Below are 25,261 nucleotides of genomic sequence, written 5' to 3' on the forward strand. Positions count from 1 at the left end.
GCCCGTGGACGATCGACGAGGTTTAGCCCCGCCGTCGGGCACCGGCACGTGGACCGGGCGAACTCGCCTCCCTCGGCGGGATCGTGGCTGGTCACGCCCGTCCGAGCGCGTACCGCGAACGGGTGGCGGGACGACGACAGTAGGGTGGCGGCGTGACCTTGACTCCTGCCACCGCCCCGTCCGCCCCCGGCAACACGTTGCTCGCCGAGACCGAGCGGGTGACGGCCGCCGAGCCGCTCGACGCCGCGTACCTCGAAGGACTGTGCCGTGAGATCGACGGCCGGATCGTGCGCGGGGACGTGATGATCGGGATCCTGCCGATCCGCGCGTACGAGGTGCTGCTGCGCGGCTACCTGACCGCGGCGCGGGCCGGCCGCACCGACGTGTGGGTGCCCCTGGGACGCCGGCTGCTCGACCTGCCGGTCACGCAGCCGCCGGCGTGGCCGTCCCCGCACCCGTTCCCCACCAGCGGGAACGACGTCCTGGACGCGGCCCTGCGCTGCTTCGCCGAGGCCGCCCGGCACGGCAACCGCCAGGGCGCGTACCTGTTCGCGGCCGTCGGCCGGGAGGCCGTGGACCGGGTCGGGCGGTACGCGCTGACGCTGCTGGAGCCGCTGCGCGCCGACGACCCGACCGGGGAGGCACGCTACTGGTCCGGCATCGTGCACTACCTGCTGGGCGAGGGCGAGGCCGCGGTCGCGTACCACCAGCAGGCCGCCGGGGCCGGCAGCGCCGACGCGATGTTCGAGCTGCACGTCCTGTACGACACCGGGGACATGGTGCCGCGCGACGAGGCGGTGGCGCGGCAGTGGCTGCTGCGCGCGGCCGACCGGGACCACCCCCGCGCCCTGTACAACGTCGCGGCCGGGCACGCCAGCGGGCGGGGCTTCCCCCGGGACGAGGCCGTCGCCGCAAGCTGGTACGAGCGGGCGGCGAACGCCGGGAATCCCCGCGCCGCGGCCACCCTCGGGGTGATGTACCTGCTCGGCTCCGGCCTGCCCACCGACCCGGCCCGCGCCGCCGAGTGGCTCGACCGGGCCGAGGGGCAGGGCTTCGACGTCGACGGCTGGCTGGACCAGCTCGGCATGCGCCGACCCTCCTGACCCGGGGCGCCCCGGCCGCCCGTTCCCGCGCCGTTGGCCCCCGGCCGTCACACCTGGTCGGCACCGCCCCAGGCGGCCTGCACGAGGGCCGGCAGCACCTGGGCGGCCGGGCCGCGCAGGTTCACGTCGGACACGGCGTCCAGGGGTGTCTCCTGCGGGTTGACCTGCAGCACCGTGGCGCCGAGGCGGGCAGCCACCTGGGGAATCTCGGCGGCGGGATACACCAGGCCCGAGGTGCCCACGGTCACCAGCAGGTCGCAGTCGGAGGCCGCCTCGACGGCGGCCTCCAACGCCGCGGCCGGCAACGCCTCACCGAACCACACCACCCCGGGGCGGACGGGGCCCGCGCAGCTCGCGCATCGGGGCGGGGCCACGCGCCGGCCGTCGCCCGGCTCCGCCGGCGGCTCGTCGGGCACCGGCGCCGGGCGGGCGCAGGCCGCGCAGCGCGGCGCGAAGAGGCTGCCGTGCAGGTGGATCGGCGCGACCGAGCCGGCGCGCTCGTGCAGGTCGTCGACGTTCTGCGTGACGACGACCGTGCCGGGGACGCGTGCCTCGATCGCGGCCACGGCCACGTGACCCGCGTTCGGGCGCGCCCGCCGCACGGCGTCGCGTCGCCACTCGTACCAGCCCCAGACCAGCGCGGGATCGTCGCGGAACGCCTCCGGCGTGGCGAGCCGCTGCGCGTCGAAGCTTCGCCACAGGCCGGTGAGGGCGTCGCGGAAGGTCGGCACACCGCTCTCCGCGGAGACACCCGCGCCGGTGAAGATCACGACGCGCCGGGCCTGCGCCAACAGCGCCGCGGCCTCCCGCACCGACCGCTCCCCCATCTGGCCTGCTCCCTTCGACCCGGACCCGCCGGGCAAGACTAGGCCAGATCCGGCCGTACTCGTGCAACACCGTCAGCCGCTCAAGGACCTGGCACCGTCGGCCACGCCGCCCATGTCCGTCGACGCTAGCCCAGCCCCCCGACCCCACCCGTACCCTGAGCTGGGCGCGGATGGCGTTGACGGCGGCGAAGTCGAACGGCGTGGGCGTGTCCGGCGGTGGCAGGGGCGGCCGCCGGAGAGCGCCCGGCCGGGGTGCCGCCACGTCCTCCAGGATCAGGTGGGTGAGCCGGTGCGGGGCGGCTTCGGCGAGCAGGATCGCCACGGCTCCACCCATGGAGTGCCCGATCACCACGCACCGCTCGACGTCGACGGCGTCGAGGAACCCGACGAGGTCGTCGCGCATCGCCTCGAACGCGTACCGGCCGGGGTGGTCGCTGCGGCCGTGGCCGCGCAGGTCCAGCGCGTACACGCGGTGCCTGACGGCGAGCGCGGCCAGCACGGTGTGCCAGTCGCGTTCGTCCTCGCCGAGGCCGTGCAGCAGCACCATGGGTGGGTTGGTCGGGTCGCCGGCGACCCGGTAGGCCAGGGCCACTCCGTCGACCGTGACGGCCCGCAACGCCCCGACGTTCGACTCGGTCACGCGCCACACCGTCTCGCCGGGGCGACGGGTCGTCGCCCCGACCGCTGGTGGCCTGCGTCGGGCCTGGGCGCCGAGGACGGCACGGCCTTATTCGATAATGCGCACTTGGCCGGCGTACGCCGGTTCCCTTTTCCCGGCACGCGGGCCGGCCGGCGTCGAGGGCGGACCGGTCCACCTGCCCATTTTCTCCAGGCTGCCGGCGAAATCGCCGGAACGGGAACCAAAAATGGGAATCCCACGACACCGGACGAAGGCTGGTGTGATCGCGTGTCGCCCGATAAGAATGGTCCAGGCGCTCCAGCGGAAAGGCGTGTCGTCCATGATTGCACCGAAGGTCGTGTCCCGGGACGAGTGGGTCGACGCCCGCAAGGAACTGCTCGACCACGAGAAGGAGCTCACCCGCCTGCGGGACAGGGCCACCGCAATGCGGCGCGAACTGCCGGCGGTCGCCATCGAGAAGGACTACTCCTTCACCGGACCCGCGGGCACCGTCGGGCTGGCGGACATGTTCGAGGGTCGACGACAGTTGATCGTCTACCATTTCATGTTCGACCCGGAATGGACCGAGGGGTGCCCGGCCTGCTCCCTGCTGGTCGACAACTTCGGGCACCTCGCGCATCTGCACGCCAGCGACACGACCCTCGCCGTGGTCTCCCGCGCGCCGTTCCCGTCCCTCGCGTCCTTCAAGAACCGGATGGGCTGGCGCTTTCCCTGGTACTCCTCCCACGGCAGCGACTTCAACTACGACTTCCACGTCACCATGGACCCGGCCGTCGCGCCCGTGGAATACAACTACAAGGACGCCGAGACCCTGGCGGCGGAGGGCCTCACCCACCACCTGCAGGGCGAATCGCACGGCCTGAGCGTCTTCGTCCGCGACGGCGACCGGATCCTGCACACCTACTCCGTGTACGGCCGCGGCCTCGACCCGCTGCTGAACACGTACAACTACCTGGACCTCACCCCGCTGGGCCGGCAGCGCTACGTCAACGAGTTCCCCCTGCACGACACCTACGGCACGGACGCGACCGACAGCCACTGCGACTGCCACTGACCTCCGCCCGGCGGCCCGCGGCGGCGCTCACCCGGGAACGCAGTTGTTGCTCTTGCGTCTGACCGTGTACTCGGTGTCGTCGTGGGTGATGCCCGACGGCACGCCGTCGAAGTATGCCTCGACCTTCTCCCAGCCCCGGCGCTGCTCGTAGTGCAGGTGCGGAGCCCCGGAGTTGCCGGTGCTGCCCAGACGCCCGATCTGCTCACCCTGGGCGACCCGCTGGCCGACCCGGACCAGCGGCGGTTCGAGCAGGTGGAGATACTGCGTCTCCCACTTGCCGCCGTGGTCGATCTTCACCCAGTAGCCGCCGCCGCGGCCACGCGGCCCGTCCGGGTTGTCGGGCGTACGGCCACCCAGCGACCCGTTGATCCCCGCCACGGTGACCTCCCCGGCGTACGACGCGAGCACCGGGCGTCCCCACGCCTCGCCCTCGGTGGGGAACAGGTCGACGTCGTAGTCGTCGTGACCGGGGTAGGTGCCCAACTGCCACGTCTCGCCGCACGCGACGGGAAGCTGGAAGAGCGGGCGCGGGCCCGCCGGCCGCACCAGCGGCACGACCACCGCGACGACGAAGACGGCGGCGGCGAGGAGCACCACGACGGCACCGGAAGCGAGCACGACCCGGATGCGGCGGCTGCGCCTGCGACGATGGGTGCGGGGACTGGTGGGGTGGCCGGTCGTCACCGGCCCGAGCATGGCAGACGCCGGCAAGGCACCCAGCACCGGCGGTCGGCGGCACCCGCGGGGTCGTCGGCGGGGACGCTTCTCGACCCGCGCCGCCCCACGCGCCGGCTTCGGCGATCCCACGTTGCGCCCGCCCGCCTGTTGGGAGAGTGGTCGGGTGGCGATGAGCGCGTCGGGGGCCGGGCGGATCCACGCCGCGGTGGCCGGGCGGATCCAGTTCGGCCCGGGCGGGGTGACGCGCCTGGAGCTGTTCCTCGATCTGGTCTTCGTCTACGCGTTCTTCAACGTCACCGCGCTGATGTCGGCGAACTTCCACCCCGTCGGGCTGTTCCAGGGCTTCCTCGTGGTCGCGCTGCTGTGGCGGTGCTGGGCGTCGTACGCCTGGTTCGGAAACACGGTGCGCTTCGACCGGGGCGCCATGCCGTTGGTCGTCTTCGCGGCGGCGGCCGGCATCTTCGTGGTCGGTGTCGCCCTGCCGGTGGCGTTCGTGGACCGGCCGGGTGGCCTGTGGGGCCCCCTCGTCTTCGCCGTCGCATTCGTCCTGGTGCGCCTCGGGCCGTTGGCGGTCACCACCCTCGCCGGACTGAACACCGGTGACCGGCCCCTGTTCGGGCTCCGCGCGTGGTTGCCGCTGTGCGTCACCACGCTGCTGCTGCTGGCTGCCGCGTCCCTGCCGGCGCTGCTGCCGACCTGGCCGCCGGTGCACCTCGCGCAGGTGGTGCTGTTCACCGCGGCCACCGGCGTCGACTACGCCGGCCTGGCGGCGCTGGGCACGGGCGACTGGCAGCTCGGGTCCGTCAGCCACTGGGCGGAACGGCACAGCCTGATCGTGCTCGTCGCCCTGGGCGAGACGATCATCTCGATCGGCACCAGTAAAGGGCTGGTCGGCGACCCACCGATCATCTGGCCGGTGATCGCCGGTTCGGCCCTCGGCGTCGTGGTGGTGCTCGTGCTGTGGTGGACCTACTTCGACCTCGCCAGGTTCGCCGCCGAGCAGTCGCTGCGACGTCTGCCCTGCGGCGTCACGTCGCTGGTGGGCCGCGACGCCTACGCGCTGCTGCACCTGCCGATGGTCGGCGGCCTCATCCTGCTCGCCCTCGGCCTCAAACACGCCCTGGGCGCGACGAACATGAACACCGCCGACCCGTGGAGCACGGGCGGCGCGCTCGCCCTGCACGGCGGGGCGCTGCTCTACCTGCTCGGGCTGCTGGCCTTCGAGAGGCGCGGCTTCGGCCTGCTGGGGCGCAGCGTGGCACTCGGCATCGTGCTGCTCCTCGCCACCGCACCGGTGGTCCTCAACGTGCCGGCGCTCGGATCGCTGGCGATACTCGTCGCCTGCCTGGGCACCGTCGTGGCCGCCGACCGTACCGTCTTCGGCCACCGGCACCGCCGGCTGCACGACGCGGTCGCCGGCACGGTGGAGCGGGTGACGGTGGTCCGCCCGCACCAGCTCTTCCTCGACCTGATCGTCGTGTACGCGTTCATCCAGATCACCGTCCTGGTGAACCGCCAGCCGTCCCCGGCGGGAGTGGCGCAGGGTCTCGGCGCCCTGGTCCTGCTGTGGTGGTCGTGGTGCCTGTACGCCTGGTTGGAGAGCGTGGTGCCCCGCGTCACCACCCTGGTGCGGGTGACGGTGCTGGCGGCGGGCGCGTTGACCTTCGTGCTCGGCACCGCCATCCCGCAGGCCTTCAGCCACGTGCCCGGCGGGCTACCCGGTCCGCTGATCGTGATGGCCTGCTACGTGGCGGTCCGGGTGCTGCACCTCGCCTCGTTCTGGTGGATCGCGCGACCCGACCCGGCGCTGCGGGCCCAGGCGGCCCGGGCTGCCCTGCCCACCGCGGCGGCGCTGACGCTCCTGGTGGGCGCGACGCTGACCTTTCCTTCGACCGGGGAGGCCATCTCGCCGGTCAGCGCGGCGTGCTGGACGGCCGCGCTGGTGCTGGACCTGGGGGGCGGCTACCTGACCGGTGCCCGCAACTGGCGGATCCGCTCGCTCGAGTACTGGACGCACCGGTACAACCTGATCGTGCTCGTCGCCTTCGGGGAGGGCTTCATCTCCACCGGCATCGCGCTGGCCGACACGTCGATCTCAGTGGCGGCCCTGTTCACCGTCGCGTTGATCGTCACCCTGCTCGCCGCCCTGTGGTGGACGTACGTCGGCACCGACCGCGTCCTCGACCGGCGGCTGTCGCAGGTGTCGACCAGCCCGCGCGGGGCGGCCCTGGCCCGCGACGCCTACACCTACCTGCACCTGCTGATCGTCGCCGGGCTGATCCTGGTCGCCCTCGGCCTGACGACGACGCTGGCGCAGGTGGCGCAGCGGCCGGCCACGCCGTTGCAGTCGCTGGGACACGCCGCCCTCCACGGCGGCGTGGTCCTCTTCCTCGCCGGCGACCAGCTGATCTGGCGACGCGCGGTGGGCCGGTTCTGCCGGCGACGGGTGCTCGGGTTGCTGGTGGTGGCGCTCGCCGCTCCGGCGACCGCCGCGCTACCCAGCCTCGCGACGCTGGTGCTGCTCGCGGCGGTCGGCGTCACGGTCGCCACCACCACCTCGCTGCGCGCCGCCACGCCACCCGACGGTCGCTGAGCACCAGGCAGTTCCCGGGGTGCCCCTTGTCGTGCCCGCGACCACCCGACCGACACAATGAGCGGCGTGCGGAGATCGACACGACGGCTGCTCGGCGAACTGGACGCGCTGGCCCACCGGGAGCGGATGTCGACGCTCGCGCGCCGGGCCCGCCAGCTCGCCGCCACGGGCGAGCTGCCGGAGATCCTGGCGGACCTGCGCGGCGGGGAGTCGTACCACCGGTTCCTGGCCGTCACCGCCGCCGAGATCGTCGGCGACCGCGCGGCGGCGCGGGCGGCGCTGAGCGACCCGCACGGCACGATCCGGGCGGTCGCGGTCAAGGTGGGCCTGCGCGCCGGCTGGCTCGCCGGCGACGACCTGCGCGCATTCGTCCGGGACGCGCCGGCCGACCTGCGCCACCTCGTCTACCGGTCGCTGCGGCACCTGCGCCGGCCGGCGGTCGCCGACGACCTGATCGACGGTGTGCTGGGGCGCTTCGGCGCCGTCGAGGCGGTGGCCCTGCTGCCCGCCTGCGGGGCGGACACCGTCCGCCGGCTGCTGCCGGTCGTCGAGCACGCGTTGCCAGACTCGGTCCGTCTGGCCCGGCGCCACGGCGACGTGGTGCTCGACCACGCGGAGTCGACCCTGCCCCACCTCCACGCCGCCGAACGGGACCGCTGGTGGACGGCGCACGGCAAGCGGGTCCTGGTCGCCGGCCGGCGCCGACCGGAGCGGGCGCTGACGCTGCTCGAACGGTACGCGCCCACCGGGTACCTCCCCGGCGACCTGGCGGACTACGGTGCGCTCGCCGCGTGCGCGCCGGGACGGGTGCTGGCCCTGCTGACCGAGGTGTCCCGAGTGGATCGGCTGCGTTACGAGGGGCTGCCCTCGGCGCTGCTGCGTCAGCTCGTACGACTGCCGCAGGCGGACCTGCTCGCCCTGGGCCGGCGGGTACGCGACCACGACGACCTGCTGAGGCGGCTACTCGCGGCGCTACCCCCGGCGCGGCGGGGCGGCCTGTACGACGCCGTGTTCGCCGACGTCGAGACGGCCTCCCGGATCCCCGACGCGGCGCTGCTGGAGGTGCTGCCGCACGTCTGGCGGGAGCGGGAGGCGCGCCGGGTGCTCGCCCTGGACGAGGTCCGCCACGACGAGGCGCAGGTGCGGTCGTGGAGCGCCCTGCTGCCGTGGCCGGCGGCGTCGGCGGCGCTGGCTCCCGCCCTGCGCGCCGCCGACGCGCACGACCGGGCCGTCGCGTACCAGCTGCTCCTGGCCGCCGCGCGACGCAGCCGTGACCCCGCCGCGGCGGTCGAGGCCCTGGCCAGGCTGGACCGGCTGCGCAACGAGCAGGACCCGGTCCGGGCCGTGGCGCTGGCGGAGCTGACGAACCTGGCTCCCCTGCTGCGCGCGGACGCCGTCGAGGTGCTGACCCGGATCACCGTCGACGCCACGGCCACCCGCGACGCCTCGACGCGCACCCTCGCCGCGCTCGGCAGCCTCGCCGCCCGGGTGCTGGGCCGGCACGTCGACGAACCGGCCCTGCTGCGGTGGGCGCTGGACACCCTCAATCGGCTCTTCGGCGGGCACCGGCTACCGCCGCTCGGACGGTTCGACCAGACGCTGCGCCGCGGCCAGGAGGAGCTGGTCTTCGCGCGGCTGCGGGGATGGGTGGAGGCGGGCATGGCCCGGGGCCAGTTCGCCGCGTTGTTCGCGGTGACCCGGGCCCTGGGGCGGCGGGCCTGGCAGCTGCCCGAGCTCCAGGAGCTGCTGCGCCGGGCGACGGCCCCCGGCACCGTCGCCGCCGTCGTGCGGGAGGCCGTCGAGCTGTGGCTGGCCGACCCGAGGACCCGGGCGCAGCGGGTGGCGTACGTGCTGCGCTCCGACGCCTCGACGATCACCCTGCCCACGGTGTGGCGGGCCGTCAGCGCCCGCCGCACCGACCTGCTCGACGGGGTGCTGCGCCACCCGCCGAAGGGGGCGTTCCTCACCGCCGGCACCCGCTGGATCCCGGGCCGACCCGTGCACGCCGAGCGGTGGCTGCCCCGCCAGCAGCAGGCGTTCGTGCGCCTGCAGGCGCGCCTCGCCGCCGACGCCGGCACCCCGCTGCACCACCGGGCCGCCGCCGTCCGGGCCGCCGCGCCCGTGCCCGACGCCGGGCGCGAGCTGGTGCTGCGCTACGTCGACTCGCCGAACGTCACCCTGGCCGAGGCGGCCCTGGAGGCGCTGCCGTGGACCGACCGGCCCGCCGAGGCGCTGCCGCTGCTGCTGTCCCACGCCGACGACGAGCGGGCCAGGGCCGCCCTGTACGCCGCCACCCGCGCCGTCCGCTGCACCCGCCCGGCCGACCTGGTGGGCCCGCTGGCCGGCGTCGCCCTGGGGCGGGGCAAGGTGACCAGCCGCAAGCAGGCGGTCCGGCTGCTCGGCCGCTTCGGTCCCCCGGAGGCGATGGCGGTGCTGGCGTCGGCGTGGCAGCAGCCCGACCAGCACCGCGACGTCCGGGCGGCCGTCGTCGCCGCCGCCCGGCAGCAGCTGCACGCGCCGGAGAGCTGGCCGATCCTCGAACAGGCGATCGTCGGGAGTCGGGAGGAGTCGCTGACCGTGCTGGCGACCCCGCCCGACGAGGTCGCCAGCACCGAGCGCCCCCGCTACGCCGCCCTCGTCGCCCGGGCCTGCGCGAGCCCCGACCGGGAGGTCGGCCGGCTCGCCTGGCCCCGGCTCGTGCACTGGCTGCCCTGGGCACCCGATCTCACCGGCCTGATCACGGCGGCGCTCACCGACCTGGGCGGGCGCCACGACTGGCAGTCGGTGCGTCCGGTGGTGGACGCGGTGCTGCGCCACCCGCACCGCCCCGAACGGGAGGTGCCCGTCGCCGCGCTGCGCGCCCTCGTACGCACCGACGACGCCGACCCGGACCTCGGCGGCCCCGCAGGGGACCGTCCGGCCCGGCGGCGCATCGACGCCATCGTGGCCACGATGTGCGGGGCGCTCGAGCCGCGGACCGACCCGGCGCCGGTCCGGCGGGCGGCCGACGAACTGGGCCGGCACCCCGCGTACGTGGCCGGGGCGGGCATCCTGCTGACCAGGCTGCTGCCGCTCGACGGCACGACGTCGGAGCGGCTCACCACCGACATCGTGGAAATCGCGGAACTGGTCGCGGGGCGGCCGGCACTCGCCGCCCGGCTCGCCCACCTCCTCGGCCAGCGCACCGCGCCCCCGGCGGCCCTCGACGCCGAGTTGGTACTCGGCACGGCCCGCGTTCTCGCCGCGCGGGGCGAGGCCGGCACCGGCCTCTTCGCGGTGGCACTGGCCGGGGCCGGCAGGGCGTTCGGCTGGTCCGCCCCCTGGCGGAACCTGCTCCACCTGCTGCGCGAACACCCGGTCGCCGACGTCCGCGACGCCGCCTTCGACATCAGGATGGAGGCGACGTGATGCCTCTGCGGCTCGCCGGGACGGCGGCCGTCGACCGGAGGCGCCCACCCGGCATGCCGCCCGCCGCCGACCGGATGGACGGCGCCCGCCTGCGCCGTCCCTTCCCGGTACAGTTGCGGTCGTGGACACCAGTGGCGGGACCGCCGGCGGGGACGACGTCGCCGTCACGCACCGTGGCATCGACTGGCCCGAGCACGGCGGCAATCCCTTCGACGGCGCGCTGCCCTGGCCCGGCCTGCTGTACTGGGCGCACGAGCAGCCGTCGCGGGTGTTCCCGGCCGATCGCGTACCGTCCCGCGACGAGCTCTTCCGCGCGATCCCGATGGGCTACACCACCCTGAGCCTGCTGGCCCGGATCGCGCTCTACCACGGCGGGCGGCAGCTAGGGCTGTGGCCGGAGGACAATCGGCGGACCCCGGCCGGGCCGCTACAGCCGTACCAGTTGCTCCTGCCTGCCACGGAGAAGGGACGCCACCTGCGGCTCGGCGCGAGCTGGCCGGTCCGGTTCGCGCTGCGCGACGCCGAGGAACTGTCGGCCCGCACCGGCGGGGCCGTCCTGGTCTGCCAGGTGCTGGAGTTCCACAACTGGCACTGACGACGCCCTGGCGCCTCGACCGGCTCCCTCCTCGGCCTCGGCGACCGACCTGGCGAGCACGACCGGCGGCCTTTCAACGGCGGGCGGATCGGGATCGGGTCGACCCGGTCCCGATCCGCCCCTGGCCGGTACGGCTAGATCCGGGTGACCCGGACGGCGTCGGCCACCACGTAGCCGGGGGTGCTGGTCCATCGGCTCACCGCGACCAGGTTGCGGTCACCGGCGGCCAGCCCGAAGGTGCCCAGCGAGCGCCAGACGCCGCCGTTGGCGCGCTGGTCCACGTTGACCGTGCGGTTGCCCGAGGCGGTGACGACGACGTGCGGGGCCGAACTGTTGTAACCGGGGTCGGCCGGGTGCCGTACCTCGATCCGGTAGTCGCCGGCCGCCGGAATGTTCACCTTGAACCAGGCGGCGTCGCTGGCCGGCGTGGGGTTGGCGAAGCGGTAGTCGGCCCCGTAGCGCTGGGCCGAGTACGAGGAGGTGCCCCAGTTGGTGCTCGCCGTGAACCGCCCCGCCGTGGCGTTGTCCACAATCGTGCCGCCCGTGGGCGGGTTGGGGGCGCCCAGGCCGAGGTAGGCCGCGATGCCCTCCGCGTGCCCCCGGGCGACGGCGGTGATGAAGTCCGTCCGCTTGAGCAGGTTCGAGTCGGCGACGCTGTCGATGAAGAGGTTCTCGGTCAGCACCGCGGGCATGGCCGCCTCGCGCAGCATGTGGAAGTTCGCGGTCTTCAACCCTCGGTCGGTGACCCCACCGATCGTCCGCATCGCGCCGAGCACCCTCGGGTGCACCGCGTTGTGCAGGTTGACGGTGGCCGCGCTCGCCGTCGGGTACCGGTAGCTCTCGAAGCCGGTGCCGCCGCCGGAGTTGATGTGCACGCTCACGAGCAGGTTCGCGCCCCACGCGTTGGCGTCGTCGGTGCGATACGCCAGGCTGCGGGTGATGTCGCTAGTCCGGGACATGCGGACGTCGACGCCCCAGTTGGCCAGCAGGATGTTGCGCAGTTGCAGGGAGATGTCGAGCGTCAGGGCCTTCTCCTGCAGCCCGTTGCCGACCGCACCGGGGTCGGTGCCGCCGTGCCCCGGGTCGATGTAGACCTTGGGCAACGCGGCGTGCGCGGGGCCTGCGACGATGGGGACGGCCGCGGCACCGGCGATGGCCGCCAACAGGGTACGCCGCCGGAGCGTCGGGTTATCGAGCATATGCACCTCGTCATGAAGGACCGAAGAGATCGACACTGCTCGGCAATATAGCGGGACATCGATACAACATGAAAGATGTCTACGTCCCTTGATCTGACATTTGAAGGTTTCCTCCCGGGCCGTCGACCGCCGCCGGGCCACCGCCTGTCCGGCAGGTGCCAGCCAGCTCGGGCGCTGGGCTGCGCCAACACTGGTGTGGCGGGGCTAAGATTCCTCGACGTCGTTGCCTCCGACAGCGTACGAGTCTGTTGCCACGCAGGTGGTGGTGTGTCGGGGTGGTGGTGCCGGGAGGTGGCGCGGTTGACACGGGTCACACCTGCGCGTTCCGCGACGAGGAAGGAACCGATGGTCAGCGTTGGCATGCTTCAGTCAGACGACCGCCCCGGGTGGGAGGAGCTGTTTTGCGGCTACAACGCCTTCTACGGCCGCACCTGGCCCGCAGACCGGTACGACCGGGCCTGGCAGGAGTTCCAGCGCGGCGACAGGGTGCGTGCGCTTGGGGCACGGTTGGACGGTCGGCTGGTCGGCATCGCCCACTTCCTGGTCCACGCCAGCACGACGTCGCCCGATGTCTGTTATCTGCAGGACCTGTTCACGGCTCCCGAGGCGCGCGGCAGGGGTGTCGCTCGTGCGCTGATCAGGGCCGTCGGAGCGTGGGCGAGCGACCAGGGCTGTGATCGGCTGTACTGGCTAACGAGGGAGGACAACCACACAGCCCGGCGGCTCTACGATCAGGTCGCCGAGAACCGAGGTTTCATCCAGTACGTGGTCTCCCTCTAGCCTCGGCTGGCGCGGCTGGCCCTGATGAGGCTCTGGTCGGCCGTCTTCGTCCACGCGAACGGCCGGCAGGTTGGCCACGCCTTGACGTCGGGTGGTTGCGCGTGGGGTGCGGTCGCGACGGCCGTCGTACCGCGACCGCACCCCACGCCCGGGCCAGCACCTGCTCACACCGATCCGCCGGCTCACCGGGTCGAGCGACGACACGCTGAAGGGCCGACTCGACCGGAAGGTTCACGCCCGGGAGCCTTCGTCCCGGCCGGTCAGGGTTCGATCGGGCGGACCTGATCGCGGTACCGCTCATAGAGGACGCGGTTGTGCGCGTCGCCCTGAGCCAGATTCGCGGACACGTGCACGGGCGGGTCGATGCCACGGCCCAGCAGCCGGCGGCAGACCAGTTCGGTGAGTAGCTGCGCGATGAGGACTCCGGTGAACGACGAGACCGCCCCTATCCGAACTCCCGGGGTGATCTCCAGTGCCGCGTCCCCCGCCGGCGCCTGGTTGTCGATCACCACATCCGCCAGGTCGGCGAGATGCGGTCCCTGGGTCGCACGGGCACCGGCCGAGCGGGTGTGTGCCAGTGAGGTGACCGCCACGATCGGGTGGGAGCGCTCGCGGGCCAGCACCGCCATCTCGGTGACGGCGGCGTTGATTCCGGAGTTCGAGACGATCAGGAAGGCATCGTGCGGGGAGGGTGCGGCGAGCTGGTAGATCCGCTCGGCGAGGCCGGGCTCGCGCTCGTACGTCGGATCCAGGATCGGCCCCGGCTCGGCGCCACCGAACATCACGAGATCCTTGACCGCCAGCATGCTGACGGCGGCGAGCCCGCCGGCACGCCCCGCGAGTTCGAGGGTGACGATCCGCGAGTGGCCGGTCCCGAACGCCTGCAGGACACCACCGGCGGCGATGGCGTCGGCGACGAGCCCGGCCGCTGCCTCGATGGCGTCGAGCTGCGTTGACAGGACCTGTTCGAGTGCGGTCCGGGCGATGTTGGCGTAGGCAGGCTCAGGCATTGATCCTCCTGGAGTGGTCCCGGTTGCCGACGGCCTCCGCGGCGGCCGCCACGGCGGCCTCGACGACGATCTCGCCGCTGCCCGAGGTGACCGGACTGGCATAGGTTTCGTAGCAGGGTTGCGTGTCACGGGTGGGTAGGTAGCCGAGGTAGCCGTTCGCGTAGCCGAGGACCACGATGTCCCGTGCCTGGTCCGGCGCCGCGGCACGGATCGTCTCGCCCAGTTCCAGGAACAGTTCGCCGGGAACGGCCACGACCGTGACCCCGTCGAGGTCCACCGCCTCCACGTCGATCACGTACGGTTCCGTGCGCTGCCGGGCGGCCTGTTCCGCCGCGATCCGCAGCCCCTGCTGCATGACCCGGTGGATGCGGTCGTTTCCGCCCCCCGGCGGCGGGGTCTGACGCACGGCGACGTCGAGTTCCGCCGGCTGCTTCGGCGCGAGCGTCACCGTCCGCACAACCGGCGGGCGTACCGGCGACGCGGCACCCTCGCCGACGCGCGGCGACACCGGCTCGACCCGGTCGGCCAGCCAGGCGCCGAGCCGGTCCGCCTCGTCGAGCCCCCGCCCCTGACGGGTGTGCCGGGTGCTGATGTCGCCGGCCGCACCGGTGGCGACGACCACCCACCGGTCCGGCGTGGCCAGCGCCCGGCGGATGCCGCCGTTGAGGTCCGCGCTCACATGGTTGTTGTCGGCGGGAAGGATGGTCGGATGGACCGGTGAGACCACGACCAGCCCCACCACCTCGGTACCCGCGGTGACCACGATCGTGTCGACGGGAATGTCCAGGGGAGCCGGATCAGCGACGTTACGGTGACCGGCCAGTTGGGGAACCAGCGTACGGGCGGAGCCGAGTCGGGCGGCACGCTCGGACGCCACGGCAGACCGCGCGGCCACGAGGGACGCGGCTTCGAGCCGGTCGGCGACGTGCCGTGGCGTGGCGTCGCCGCCGGGGCTGCAGCCCGCCTCGGGGCTCGCGTGGGTGTGGGTGGCGGCGACCCAGCAGGACTGCACACCGACGTCTCGCATGGCGGCCCGGATCCGGTCGACGACGTCGACGTTGACGCAGACCAGGTCCGCGACCACCAGGGCGAACCGGTGGCCCTCGTCGGCGAAGGTCACGACATGGACCTCCAGCGGGTCGAGCACGTTCCGCACGCCGTCCGAGCGGTCGGCGTACCCACCCATGGGTTCCCCGGGCACGACCTCGAGTCGCGCCACCCCGTGCCCGGCCCTCACGCGTCGCCACCCTGGCACGCCAGCAGGCGCGCGTAGGGGGCGGCACCGCTCAGCAGCGCCGGACCGCCGTCGAGCGGCTCCGCTCTGGGTGTCACCAGGGGCAGCCCTCTGGCCTCGAGTTCGGCCGACAGCGCCTGGTGAAGAGGGTTTCCCGGGGTCAGCAGCCGTCCGCTGAAGGACACCCGGCGGGCTGCCCCGCCGAGACCGAGCCGGTCGGTCGCCGCCTGTGCCGCGTCGGCGAGGTCGGCCGCGGCCCCGGCGCAGATCCGGCCCGCCACCGGGTCGGCCCCGGCGGCCGCGTCGAGCACCTCGCGGGCGAAGGCCGCCGTACGCGAGATCATGGCCGGGTCCCGGTAGTACCGCTGGAGCGAGGCCAGGTCGACGCCGCCGAGCGCCGCGACGAGGCGGTCGACCAGCACGGTTGCCGGCCCGACCCGGTCGTACGACGCGGTCGCGGCGCGCATCCCGGCCAGCCCGATGGCGTGCGCGCTGCCCCGGTCACCGAGGTGGGGACCCCACCCGTCGAGCCGGGCGTGATCGCCGTCGGCGTCCACGGCGAGCACGGTCGTCCCGGTCCCGACACACAGCAGTACGCCGGGGCCGCCGAGAGCGCCGGCGTGCGCGAGGATACTGTCCTCCACGACCACGACCACGGCCGGACCGCCGAACTGCCGTTCGAGGGCGAGGGCGAGGCGCCGGCGTTCCGCGGGCTCCCCCGGTACGCCGGTCAGGCCGGCCACCACGCCCGCCACCTGTTCGGGAAGGGAGATCGTCGCCGCGGCGCCACGAACCGCGGCCAGGATCCGGTCGACGCCGTCCTCGTGGGGCTGGTAGGAGAAGCCCGGGCCGACGCCGAGCTGACGGCCCGCCGCGGCACGTAGCAGCAGCCGGAGTTCCGACTTGCCGCCGTCGATGGTGATCGTCATTGTCAACGTGACATCCCTGCGGTCAGGCCCGCGACGATCTGCTTGGTCGCGAGTGCGAACACCACGGCCAGCGGCACCAGGGCGATCACGAGTCCGGCGAAGAGGGTGCCGCGATCGGCGGCGAACTCGCCGAAGAACCGGGTCAGCCCGACCGGGACGGTGTACTTGTCCCCGCTGCGCAGCAGCACCAACGGATAGAAGAAGTCGTTCCAGGTCGGTGCGAACTGGAAGACCGTGGCGACCGCGAGCGCCGGCCGCATCAGGGGCAGGACGACCGACACGAACAGCCGGCCCTCGTGTGCCCCGTCGATGCGCGCGGCCTCCTCCAGTTCACCGGGTAGTCCCCGCATGAAGCCCATGATCACGAAGATCGAGAACGGGATTCCGCTCGCCGCGTAGAGCAGCACCAACCCGATCCGGCTGTCGATCAGACCCATCGACTGGAACATGTAGAACACCGGCAGCAGGCCGAGCTTCGCGGGGATCATCAACCCGGACAGGAAGAACGCCGCCAGCAGGGCGCGGCCCCGGAACTTCCACCTGGACAGGGCGTAGGCGGCCATCGCCGACACGCTGACGCACAGCGCCACCGAGGCGCAGGTGACGGTCAGGGAGTTGACGAAGTACGTCGAGATCGACGCGGTCTGCCACGCCCGGGTGTAGTTGCTCAGGTCGAACGAGCTGGGCAGCCCGACCGGTGCCTGGAGGATCTCCGCGTTGCTCCGCAGCGATCCGACCAGCACCAGCAGCAGCGGGCCGAAGGCGATCGCGGCGTAGGCCCACAGGACGAACTGGCCGCCGGCGGTGCGCAGCAGCGAACGCTGGCGGGTGCCGCGCGGAGGTTCAAGCTCGCCCCTGGCTTGTGGTGCCGTGCGGGGGGCGGCGCGCAGGGTGGTCATCTAGTGGACCTCCCGGCGGCGCAGCACCCGCTCCAGGGCCAGGGAGACCCCGAAGATGAACACGAAGATGAGCATGGCCAACGCCGAAGACTCTCCGATCGCGTTGCTGCCGCCCTGGAAGGCGGTCCGGTAGTAGAGCAGGCCCAGTACGTCCATCGCGCCGCCGGGTCCGCCGTCGGAGCCGCCCAGCGCGTAGACGAGGTCGAAGATGTTGAAGCATCCGATGAACGTCAGCACGGTGATCACGCCGACCGCCGGCATCAGGAGCGGGAACCGGATGCTCCAGAACGCCCGGGTCGCGGACGCGCCGTCCATCGCGGCCGCCTCCTCCAGCTCCTGGGGGATGCCGCCCAGGGCGGCGCCGAAGATGAGCATCGGTCCGCCGATCCACTGCCAGGCGTTGACCAGGATCAGTACGGGCAGGGCGAGGTCCGGCTCACCGAGCCACGGGCGCGCCCACGCGTCCAGGCCGACCGCGCGGAGCGCGAAGTTGATCGGGCCGAAGGTGGGGCTCAGCAGGAGCGACCAGATGTACCCGACGATCAGCGGGCTGATCAGGTAGGGAAGCGAGAAGAGCGTCTGGAACAGCCGCTTGCCCCAGGGATTGCGGTGCAGGAGCACCGCCAGGCCCAGTCCGACGGTGTTCTGGATCGCCATGGTGCCGACGAAGAAGAGGACGTTGTGCCCCAGCGCGGCGGGGATCTCGTCGCGTAACGGATAGCGGGCGAGAACCTCCTGGTAGTTGCCGATTCCGACGAACTCCCCCTGCCGGGTGCCGTCCCAGTGGAACAGCCCGTAGTAGAAGGCGGTGACGAGCGGCACCACGACGAAGAGGCCGTAGAGCGCGAGGGCCGGCAGGCAGAAGGTCGTGATCCACCCTGCCGAGACCCGTCCTGCCCGGCGGCGTGACCGCCGGGCAGGACGGACCGTCAGTTCTTGGGCCGGAACCACTGATCGACCCCTCGTTGGACGTGGGCGGCCGTGTCAGCGGCGTTGCGTCGACCGAGGACGTAGTCGGAGAACGCCTCGGAGGCGAGGTCCCAGGCGGTGGGTGTGCCGCCGGAGAAGTACGCGTAGGTAACGTACGGGCTCGGGTTCGCCTGGTACTCCCTGAGTGCCTGGGCCAGCAGTTCGTCCTGCGGCTGGACGCCCGGCACCGCGGAGATCTGGCGGAGCTCGGTGGCCAGGGCGCGGCCGAACTCCTCGGTCGCCATCCACCGCACGAGTTCCAGAGCCGCGTCCCGCTGGGGCGACTTCGCCGAGACGCCGAACGACCCGTCGACGTAGCCGGGGACCAGCGTCTTGTCGACCGCCGCGCCGGGCGCGGGCGGCACGTTGAAGATGCCCAGGTCCAGCTGCGGGTTGGCCTTCTTGAACCCGGCGATCTCCCACACGCCGCCGGGGAACGCGGCGGCCCGGCCGGAGGTGAAGAGTGCCTGCGCGTCCGCGTAGCTCACCCCGGACGCCTGCGCCGGCCAGTACTTCTGGGTGCTCTTCCACGCCTCGAGGGAGTTCACCCAGGGCGTGCCGGTGAACTTCGCCGAGCCGTCGAGCATCCTGGTCAGGTAGTCGGGGCCGCCGTACGTCGTGGCGCCGAAGATCTCCTGCTCGATCGGGAGCATCCACTTGTCGGTGACGGTGTTCGCCAGCGGGGTGACGCCGGCCTTGCTGAGCTTGTCGAAGCCCGCGATCATGTCCGCCCACGTGGTGGGGGCGGCGATGCCGTTGTCGGCGAAGATCTTCTTGTTGTAGATGACGTGCAGGGTCTGGAGCGCGAACGGAACGCCGTAGACGCGCCCGTCCTTCTCGCCCTTCGCGCCGTCGAGGACCGGCTTCGGGAAGCCGCTGAGCTTGTCGACCTGGTCGTCGAGGGGCACCAGGCTGCCGGCGGCGACCAGCGGCTGGAGCAGCCCGTAGGAGCGCAGCTGCGCGACGTCGGGGCCGCTGGAGTCGGTGAGGCCGGTCTTGAGGATCGTGTCGTACTCGGTGTTCTTGTAGGGCAGGTACTCCACCGTCACGCCCGGGTGGGCCTTCTCGTAGATCTGGAAGATCTTGTTGTATGCCGCGACATCCTCCTGCCGCCAGCCCCAGACCTTCAGGTTGACGGCGTCGTCGCCGCCGCCCCCGCTGCCTGGCGCGCACGCAGTAAGGGTGATGGCGAGCAGCGCTGCCGCCCCCAGCACACCGCGTCTTCTGGGCATCGCATCTCCGATCGTCGTGGCCGCCACCCCGCTGGACGTGGCGGACCAGCCGAGGCTAATACTGGTATAGACCGGAGGTCAACGGTTACGCCGACCTCACCAGCCGTCGGGGCAGTTGCCCGTACGATGGTTGAATTCGTAGGAAGGAGAGCTGGTTCGTGCCAAGGACCCGACATGAGCCGAGCGACGGGGCGCTTGAGTCCCTGCCGGCGGAGCGCAACGGCGGCAAGGGCGAGCACATCAGGGACGTCCTCACCGCCATGGTCCTGAACTCGCGGGACGGTGCGCTGCTCCCCTCGGAGCGGGTCCTCGCCGAACGGTTCGGAGTCGCCCGGATGACCGTCCGGGGCTCCATCGACGCGCTGGAGTCGAAGGGAATGGTCCGGCGGGTGCCCGGGCGTGGGACCTTCGTGCAGCATCCCACGCTGACCCACTCGGAGATCTTCCGCTCGTTCAGCGAGGACATGCGGATGCGCGGCATGACACCGGGTGCCAAGTCGTACCGCGCCCGCACCCGTCCGGCCGCCCGCCTGGTCGCCGCCAGCCTCGACATCGCCCCGGGCGACCCGACCCACTACATCGAGCGGATCCGCACGGCGGACGGCATCCCGATGGCGCTGGAGCGGACGAACCTCGCCGCCGCGCGGTTCCCCAGCCTGCTGAAGGTGATGGAGCGCGACGACTCGCTGTACGAGGTTCTCAGCCGCGTCTTCGGGGTGCGGCTCGAATCGGCGCGGCAGACCGTCACCATCGCCCGGCTGACCGGCACCGAGGCGGAACGGCTCGAAGTCGCCGAGGACACCCCGGCGTTCCTGATAGAGCGCATCTCGGTCGACAACATGGGCAAGGTCGTGGAGTACGGCCGCTCGCTCTACCGCGGTGACCGGTACGCCATCCAGATGCACGTCAGCCCCCCGTCCCAGGGCGGCTGACGCGCATCCGCAGGGCCGGTCAGCGCAGACCGGTGAGGTGGTGCGCCTCGATTTCGGCTGCGGTCAGGGCACGATCGTAGATCGCCGCCTCGTCGAGGTCACCCTGCAGCCGGTGATTCGCGTCGTCCCCGCGGCCACCGAGCTTGACGCTCGCCGTACCGCTGCCGGGCGGCACCGACGTCGCGACGCTGTTGTCCGCGACGCCGTCGAGGTACACGGTCAGTCGCGACCCGTCGAAGACGGCGGCGACGTGGTGCCACTCGTCGACCGTCAGCCGGGTACGGCCGGTCACGAGGCCGTGCCCCTTCCCGGCGGCGCCGAGCGACCACGCCTGCAGGACGCCGTCGGTCACCCGCAGGGCGTACCCGTTGACCGCCGGCCCGGAGTAGCTCTCGATGACCGCCTGCCCCGGCGCCGGGGCGAGCGTGTCCAGCTTCACCCACGCCTCCAACGTGAAGGCGCCCTGAAGGTCGGTCCGCGGGCCTCGCGGCGCCTCGATGTAGCCGGCGGAGAGGTCCGCCGCCCGGTCACCGGTGATCGCGCCCTCGGCGACCGGCTGGGCGCCGGCGAGGTAGGTCCCGTTCCGCCCGCTGGCGGAGCTGTCCACGGCGGTGCTGGAGCCGGCCGGGTCGCCGAGGCGCCAGTAGCCGGACGGGTCCGCCCCGGTCACGAGGTTCGGGTAGCTCTGCTGCCCGACCAGGATCGGCAGCGACACCTTCACCGTGGGCGCGCCGTCCTCGTTGAAGGCCACCGTGACCTGGTGGCGCCCCGGCTCCGCGCCGGCCGGGACGCTCACCTTCACCGGCACGCTCGCGACGATGGTCCGGCCATCCGGCCGGGCACGGAACACCTGCGTCGCCGGGTCGACGGTCCAGCCGTCCGGGCCGGTGGCGGTCACCCGTCCGCTGAGCCGGTGATCCGCGAACACCTCGACGGCGACCTGGAACCGCTTCGTCTCCCCAGGCGCGATCAGCGACCCGGGCGGATCGACCGAGACGGCACCGCTGAACACGTCGGAGTAGTGCGGGACGATCTCGTAGACGCGCGGAGCCGCGCTGCCCGACGCCCACCGGATCCGCACCGCGCCGGCCGGAAGGTCCGCCGCCGGCACCTTGGTGAACCCGTCAGCGAGCGGTCCGAGATCCACCCAGGCGCCGTCGACAAGCGCCTGGATCACGCCGTCGGCGGGAGCGGTCGCGTCCTGCACCACGGTCACCGCCGACAGCCGGTGCGGCTTGGTGATCGCAACCGTGATCGCGTCGCCGTCCTGCGGCTTGCCGGCCGCGACGTAGGCCGTGTCGTCGCGCCGGTCGGTCAGGTTGCCCAGCGCGGACCCCTGGGCGGCAGCCGGTAGGCCCGTGGGGGCCCCGAGGTCGCCGTACCAGCGGTCACCGATGTAGCCGTCGCTCTGCGCGGCCGCGAAGCTGAGCAGTTCGTCGACCGGGCCGGGGCTGATCTGGTGCGATGTCCTGTCGAGGATGCCGCGGGCACGCGCCTGCTCCCGCCGGGCCAGCCAGGCGGCTTCGCCGTTCCCCCGGTCCTGCGCCCGCAGGATCGCCAGCGCCGCCCGGCCCGCCTGGCCGGTCGTGCCGACCCGGTCCAGCCAGGGCTCGATCTGCTTGAGCAGCAGAGGGTTGTCGAGCTGCGCCCGCAGCGTGGTGGGAAGTTCCTCCAGACGGCGCAGCTCGCGGTCGAGCTGGTCGAGTTGGGCGTCCACCGCTCGGCCCGCCGAGTAGTCGGCGATGAGCCGGTTGACGAGCGCGGCGAACTGGGGCCGCGCGGTGTTGTCCAGGGCGCTGGCCTTGTTGTTCTCCGCGAAGAGCCGCAGCTGCTCGTACGCGTCGCCGCCGATGATCTCGAGAGTCCGCGTCCATGAGCGCTCGGCGTCGTAGGCCCCGGGGTTCCAGGCGTAGTCGGCCTGCGTGCCGAGTGGGATCTGCGAGGCCTCCTGATGCTGGACGAGTCCGTTGAACGAGATGCCCAGGACGTCGTCCGCCATGCCGGCGTCGCGGTTCACCAGTGGGCCCAGCAGGAGTCGGTTGGGGCTGTAGTCGTTGACCGGGTAGTTGTCCCAGATCATGATCCGGTGCCGCGGCCAGACGTCCTGAGCGGCCCGCAGGTCGTCCTCGGTGATGCGCGGCGAGACCACCTCCGAGCCCGTCCAGTAGAGGTCGACCTCGGTGCTGAGCAACTCGTCGAACCGGTTCTTGTACGGCGTGGGCGTCATGCCCCAGTACTCCGTCGGCACCGTCACCATGCGGCTGGCGCCGGGGCGCTTCTCGATGAACTCGCGTTGGACCAGGTTGGTGACCCCGGCCTGGGCCGCCGCGAGCGGCGACGGATCGCCCTGGTAGGCGTCCCGGTCCTCCTGGCACGCGAAGTTTCCGGACACGTCGTCCCAGGCGATGACGTAGCTGCGGACCCCGATCTCCCACAACTGCGCCAGGCGCGCCAGCAGCTTGGCCCGATCGGCGTCGCGTACGTGGCAGATCCCGCGGCCGGGCGCCAGGGGCGCCTCCGGCGAGATCCGGTACACGAAGTCGACATGACGGGACGTCGCCAGGTCGAGGATCTCCTTCAGCCGGCCCAGTTCCGCCTCGTCGTACAGGGAGTCCCAGTGCGATCCGGTACGCAGGTCGTCCGCCGGCCCGTAGAAGAACTGGTTCATCTTGTGCCGGGCCAGGAACTCGATCTGCGAGCGCCGGTCCTCCTGCGACCACACGGGCCCGTAGAACGACTCCATGCCCCCACGGATCCGGTAACCCGGCCAGTCGCGCACCGCCACACCGTCGACGGCCACCCGGGCGCCTCGCGACACGAGCAGCTGACGCAACGACTGAACCGCGTAGAAGGTGCCCGCGCCGTCCACACCCGCGAGGACGATCCGCGATCGCCCGAGCCGATCGTGCCCGGCCGCCAGCACGTACCCCTCACCGGGCAGCCCCGCTGGCCCCTGCACCCCGAGAGCACTCAGCGCGGCGACGCTCGCCGGCGTCTCGTTCGGGCCGCCGAGGACGATCACCGGACGCGATGTCGACATGTCCGCGCTTCCGACGACCCTGGCGGTGACCCCGCGCGCGCCGAGCACGTCCACGAGAGACTGCCGGGCCGCCGGATCCGCGGCCGCACCCGCGACGACGTCGACGTGGTCGGGCAGGACGACCGATCCCGCACGCGCCTCCACGCGCTGCGGCGTCGGAAGGACGCGCGCCACGCCCACCCGATCAGGAGCCTGGGCCTGCCCCCGAGCCGGCACGGGGTTCACCAGGCCAACGGCGAGCACGACCGATCCGGCCAACACGCCGGTGCGGCGACAGCCGCGAAACGAGCGCAACAGAAACATCGAACCTCCACTCATTCGATATGGGCCAGCCGTGGTTCCGTAAGGGTCCGGCGTGGCGTGCGGTGAGCGGGCCACCGCGAGGACCGACCGACATGACGTCTGCCGGTCCGGTCGAGTCAGCAGGGACGAGGCCGGCCGTCGGGGTCGGAGCCGACGGCCGCGAAGGGCTCCCGGAGGATCGTCCGGGCCGGGCTGGCATCCGCGCGTGCGATCGGTTGTGGCCGACCGGTCTATACCGATGACGAGGATCCATGCCACACCCGGCCACGTCAACCCCCTACCGGCGCACGACAGCGCTGGTCCGGGTCGCTGCGCGTAGCGATCCATTGACATCGACCTGACCGGGCTCCACGATACTGGCCTAGTCCGGTATCTGGTCGTGCCGCGGACATCGACGGCCGACCCCGAAGGGAGATCGCCATGCGTATCCCGCCCATCCGCCGCCGCCAGGCCCACGCGGCCATGCTCGCAGCGCTTGCCACCGTCGCTCTCGTCGTGCCGGCCGCGCCGGTCGCGGCGGGCCCGAGTGCCGTCACCGCCGTAGCCGAAGGCCCCAGAAAGCTCATCGCACAAGGGTTCGCAGACCCGGACGTGGTCCGCATCGGTCAGACCTGGTACGCCTACGCCACCAACGACTTCAGGCACCTCCCGGTGGCCAGCGCGCCCACCATCGACGGGCCGTGGCAGGTCCTCGGTGACGCGATGCCGGGCGGACCCGGTAGCTGGGCCGTCGCCGGCAGGACCTGGGCACCCGACGTGCACCCCAACCCTGACGGCAGTCTGACCCTCACCTACACGGCCCAGGACGCCGCCTCTGGCCGTCAGTGCATCGGCGTGGCGCTCGCGTCCTCGCCGCTCGGGGGGTTCGTGCCCTACGGATCGGGGCCGCTCATCTGTCCCCTCAGCCAGGGCGGCGCGATCGACGCGAACACCTTCGTCGCGCGGAACGGAACGCGCTACCTCACCTGGAAGAACGACGGCAACGCCATCAACCGGCCGTCCACGCTCTGGGTCAGCCAGGTCACCAACAACGGCACCACCCTGGTCGGTCCGACGACGGCGATGCTGACCGTCGCGGCGGGCCAGATCATCGAGGCGCCGGACCTGGTCCAGCGTGACGACAAGATGGTGCTGTTCTACTCCGGTGGGTCCTTCGCCAGCTGCGGCTACTACACGTCGTACGCCACGGCGCCGGCGGTCATCGGCCCCTGGACGCCGGCGTCGAACGCCTTCATGACCCAGGCCAACACGGGACTCTGCGGTCCGGGTGGCGCGGACGTCGTGACGGCCCAGGACGGGCTGGGCGGCGGCGACAAGGTCGTGATGCACGCGGCGGTCGCCGACGGCAGCAGGCACATGTACTCGATCAACCTCCGCTGGGTCAACGGCCTACCGGTGCAGGGCGGCAGCCGCAAGTCCTCGCTCGACGGCAACGGCCGCGCCGAGATCGCCCTGGTCCAGGCCGACGGGCAGATCAAGGCCTGGCACAACTACAAGGGCTTCGACGCCATGCCGTACGGCGCCGCCGCGGTCATCGGGACCTCCTTCACCGACCCGGCCCGGGTGCGCTTCGCCGACCTCGACGACGACGGGAGGTCCGAGCTGATCCAGATCCAGGCCGACGGCCAGATCAGGGCCTGGCACAACGACCTCGGCTTCGCCGCCTCGCCGTACGGGAACTCCGTCGTCATCGCGACCGGATTCACCGACCCGGCCCGGGTGCGCTTCGCCGACCTGGACAACGACGGGAGGTCCGAGCTGATCCAGATCCAGGCCGACGGCCAGATCAGGGCCTGGCACAACGACCTCGGCTTCGCCGCCTCGCCGTACGGGAAC

At 72.6% G+C, this 25,261-nt stretch carries 18 protein-coding genes and 1 pseudogene; 8 read left to right on the forward strand and 11 right to left on the reverse strand.

Annotated features, from left to right (window positions below):
* The first annotated feature begins 152 nt into the window (after positions 1-152).
* Entirely contained in the window at positions 153-1,103 is a 951-nt protein-coding gene (locus tag AB0G13_RS07580; RefSeq protein ID WP_357870354.1) for a tetratricopeptide repeat protein, read from the forward strand.
* A 47-nt stretch (positions 1,104-1,150) separates the two neighbouring features.
* Here AB0G13_RS07580 and AB0G13_RS07585 read toward each other — a convergent pair whose 3' ends face one another.
* Both AB0G13_RS07585 and AB0G13_RS07590 read right to left on the reverse strand, forming a co-directional pair.
* Positions 1,151-1,930 carry an NAD-dependent deacylase gene (locus AB0G13_RS07585; protein ID WP_357870357.1) on the reverse strand — a complete coding sequence of 260 codons (780 nt, stop codon included), beginning with the start codon at positions 1,928-1,930 and terminating at the stop codon, positions 1,151-1,153.
* A 139-nt stretch (positions 1,931-2,069) separates the two neighbouring features.
* Positions 2,070-2,477, reverse strand: a pseudogene (locus AB0G13_RS07590) (alpha/beta fold hydrolase); the annotation flags it as partial.
* 412 nt (positions 2,478-2,889) lie between these two features.
* Between AB0G13_RS07590 and AB0G13_RS07595 the strand changes: the two are divergent.
* On the forward strand, positions 2,890-3,624 hold the full coding sequence (locus AB0G13_RS07595) for a DUF899 domain-containing protein (protein ID WP_357870360.1): 735 nt from the start codon (positions 2,890-2,892) through the stop codon (positions 3,622-3,624).
* Positions 3,625-3,651: 27 nt separating this feature from the next.
* Here the strand turns inward: AB0G13_RS07595 and AB0G13_RS07600 are convergent, their stop codons facing one another.
* Positions 3,652-4,320, reverse strand: a complete 669-nt coding sequence (locus AB0G13_RS07600) for a M23 family metallopeptidase (protein ID WP_357870363.1) — start codon at positions 4,318-4,320, stop codon at positions 3,652-3,654.
* Between the two features lie 151 nt (positions 4,321-4,471).
* Here AB0G13_RS07600 and AB0G13_RS07605 point away from each other — a divergent pair, with 151 nt between their 5' ends.
* From AB0G13_RS07605 to AB0G13_RS07615, 3 genes are all read left to right on the forward strand, one after another.
* Positions 4,472-6,895 carry a low temperature requirement protein A gene (locus AB0G13_RS07605; RefSeq protein ID WP_357870430.1) on the forward strand — a complete coding sequence of 808 codons (2,424 nt, stop codon included), beginning with the start codon at positions 4,472-4,474 and terminating at the stop codon, positions 6,893-6,895.
* Between the two features lie 57 nt (positions 6,896-6,952).
* Positions 6,953-10,303, forward strand: a complete 3,351-nt coding sequence (locus AB0G13_RS07610; RefSeq protein WP_357870366.1) for a hypothetical protein — start codon at positions 6,953-6,955, stop codon at positions 10,301-10,303.
* A gap of 121 nt (positions 10,304-10,424) precedes the next feature.
* Positions 10,425-10,898 (forward strand): hypothetical protein, encoded by a 474-nt coding sequence (locus AB0G13_RS07615; protein ID WP_357870369.1) that lies wholly within the window; start codon positions 10,425-10,427, stop codon positions 10,896-10,898.
* Positions 10,899-11,032: 134 nt separating this feature from the next.
* Here AB0G13_RS07615 and AB0G13_RS07620 read toward each other — a convergent pair whose 3' ends face one another.
* Entirely contained in the window at positions 11,033-12,097 is a 1,065-nt protein-coding gene (locus AB0G13_RS07620) for an N-acetylmuramoyl-L-alanine amidase (RefSeq protein ID WP_357870372.1), read from the reverse strand.
* Between the two features lie 345 nt (positions 12,098-12,442).
* Here AB0G13_RS07620 and AB0G13_RS07625 point away from each other — a divergent pair, with 345 nt between their 5' ends.
* On the forward strand, positions 12,443-12,877 hold the full coding sequence (locus AB0G13_RS07625) for a GNAT family N-acetyltransferase (protein WP_357870374.1): 435 nt from the start codon (positions 12,443-12,445) through the stop codon (positions 12,875-12,877).
* A gap of 260 nt (positions 12,878-13,137) precedes the next feature.
* Here the strand turns inward: AB0G13_RS07625 and AB0G13_RS07630 are convergent, their stop codons facing one another.
* From AB0G13_RS07630 to AB0G13_RS07655, 6 genes are read right to left on the reverse strand one after another with little or no spacing between them, the layout of a single operon-like run.
* Positions 13,138-13,887, reverse strand: coding sequence for an SIS domain-containing protein (locus AB0G13_RS07630; RefSeq protein ID WP_357870377.1), 750 nt, complete (start codon positions 13,885-13,887; stop codon positions 13,138-13,140).
* A complete protein-coding gene (locus AB0G13_RS07635; protein ID WP_357870380.1) occupies positions 13,880-15,124 on the reverse strand; it encodes a hypothetical protein in 1,245 nt (414 codons plus the stop codon). Before AB0G13_RS07635 ends, AB0G13_RS07630 begins: the two co-directional genes overlap by 8 nt.
* The gene (locus AB0G13_RS07640; protein ID WP_357870382.1) at positions 15,121-16,050 is read right to left on the reverse strand and encodes a BadF/BadG/BcrA/BcrD ATPase family protein; all 930 of its coding nucleotides are present in this window, start codon (positions 16,048-16,050) and stop codon (positions 15,121-15,123) included. The genes AB0G13_RS07635 and AB0G13_RS07640 overlap by 4 nt, the downstream gene beginning before the upstream one ends.
* 2 nt (positions 16,051-16,052) lie before the next feature.
* Entirely contained in the window at positions 16,053-16,949 is an 897-nt protein-coding gene (locus AB0G13_RS07645; protein ID WP_357870385.1) for a carbohydrate ABC transporter permease, read from the reverse strand.
* Positions 16,950-17,900, reverse strand: a complete 951-nt coding sequence (locus tag AB0G13_RS07650; protein WP_357870387.1) for a sugar ABC transporter permease — start codon at positions 17,898-17,900, stop codon at positions 16,950-16,952.
* Positions 17,879-19,150, reverse strand: coding sequence for an extracellular solute-binding protein (locus tag AB0G13_RS07655; protein ID WP_357870390.1), 1,272 nt, complete (start codon positions 19,148-19,150; stop codon positions 17,879-17,881). The genes AB0G13_RS07650 and AB0G13_RS07655 overlap by 22 nt, the downstream gene beginning before the upstream one ends.
* Positions 19,151-19,308: 158 nt before the next feature.
* On the opposite strand from AB0G13_RS07655, the gene AB0G13_RS07660 reads away from it, so the two are divergent.
* The gene (locus AB0G13_RS07660; protein ID WP_357870393.1) at positions 19,309-20,082 is read left to right on the forward strand and encodes a GntR family transcriptional regulator; all 774 of its coding nucleotides are present in this window, start codon (positions 19,309-19,311) and stop codon (positions 20,080-20,082) included.
* Positions 20,083-20,101: 19 nt separating this feature from the next.
* Here AB0G13_RS07660 and AB0G13_RS07665 read toward each other — a convergent pair whose 3' ends face one another.
* On the reverse strand, positions 20,102-23,296 hold the full coding sequence (locus AB0G13_RS07665; protein WP_357870396.1) for a beta-N-acetylglucosaminidase domain-containing protein: 3,195 nt from the start codon (positions 23,294-23,296) through the stop codon (positions 20,102-20,104).
* Positions 23,297-23,845: 549 nt separating this feature from the next.
* Here AB0G13_RS07665 and AB0G13_RS07670 point away from each other — a divergent pair.
* Positions 23,846-25,261, forward strand: a 1,416-nt coding sequence (locus AB0G13_RS07670) for a family 43 glycosylhydrolase (protein ID WP_357870399.1), incomplete at its 3' end; no start/stop codon positions are given.

It is taken from the genome of Micromonospora sp. NPDC023633 (assembly GCF_040640035.1).
GTDB lineage: Bacteria > Actinomycetota > Actinomycetes > Mycobacteriales > Micromonosporaceae > Micromonospora.

Bases quoted from the DNA above. Each gene is read 5' to 3' on its own strand.
- AB0G13_RS07585 (WP_357870357.1), bottom strand. From the start codon at position 1,930: ATGGGGGAGCGGTCGGTGCGGGAGGCCGCGGCGCTGTTGGCGCAGGCC.
- AB0G13_RS07595 (WP_357870360.1), top strand. From the start codon at position 2,890: ATGATTGCACCGAAGGTCGTGTCCCGGGACGAGTGGGTCGACGCCCGC.
- AB0G13_RS07600 (WP_357870363.1), bottom strand. From the start codon at position 4,320: ATGCTCGGGCCGGTGACGACCGGCCACCCCACCAGTCCCCGCACCCAT.
- AB0G13_RS07605 (WP_357870430.1), top strand. From the start codon at position 4,472: ATGAGCGCGTCGGGGGCCGGGCGGATCCACGCCGCGGTGGCCGGGCGG.
- AB0G13_RS07610 (WP_357870366.1), top strand. From the start codon at position 6,953: ATGAGCGGCGTGCGGAGATCGACACGACGGCTGCTCGGCGAACTGGAC.
- AB0G13_RS07620 (WP_357870372.1), bottom strand. From the start codon at position 12,097: ATGCTCGATAACCCGACGCTCCGGCGGCGTACCCTGTTGGCGGCCATC.
- AB0G13_RS07625 (WP_357870374.1), top strand. From the start codon at position 12,443: ATGGTCAGCGTTGGCATGCTTCAGTCAGACGACCGCCCCGGGTGGGAG.
- AB0G13_RS07630 (WP_357870377.1), bottom strand. From the start codon at position 13,887: ATGCCTGAGCCTGCCTACGCCAACATCGCCCGGACCGCACTCGAACAG.
- AB0G13_RS07640 (WP_357870382.1), bottom strand. From the start codon at position 16,050: ATGACGATCACCATCGACGGCGGCAAGTCGGAACTCCGGCTGCTGCTA.
- AB0G13_RS07645 (WP_357870385.1), bottom strand. From the start codon at position 16,949: ATGACCACCCTGCGCGCCGCCCCCCGCACGGCACCACAAGCCAGGGGC.
- AB0G13_RS07655 (WP_357870390.1), bottom strand. From the start codon at position 19,150: ATGCCCAGAAGACGCGGTGTGCTGGGGGCGGCAGCGCTGCTCGCCATC.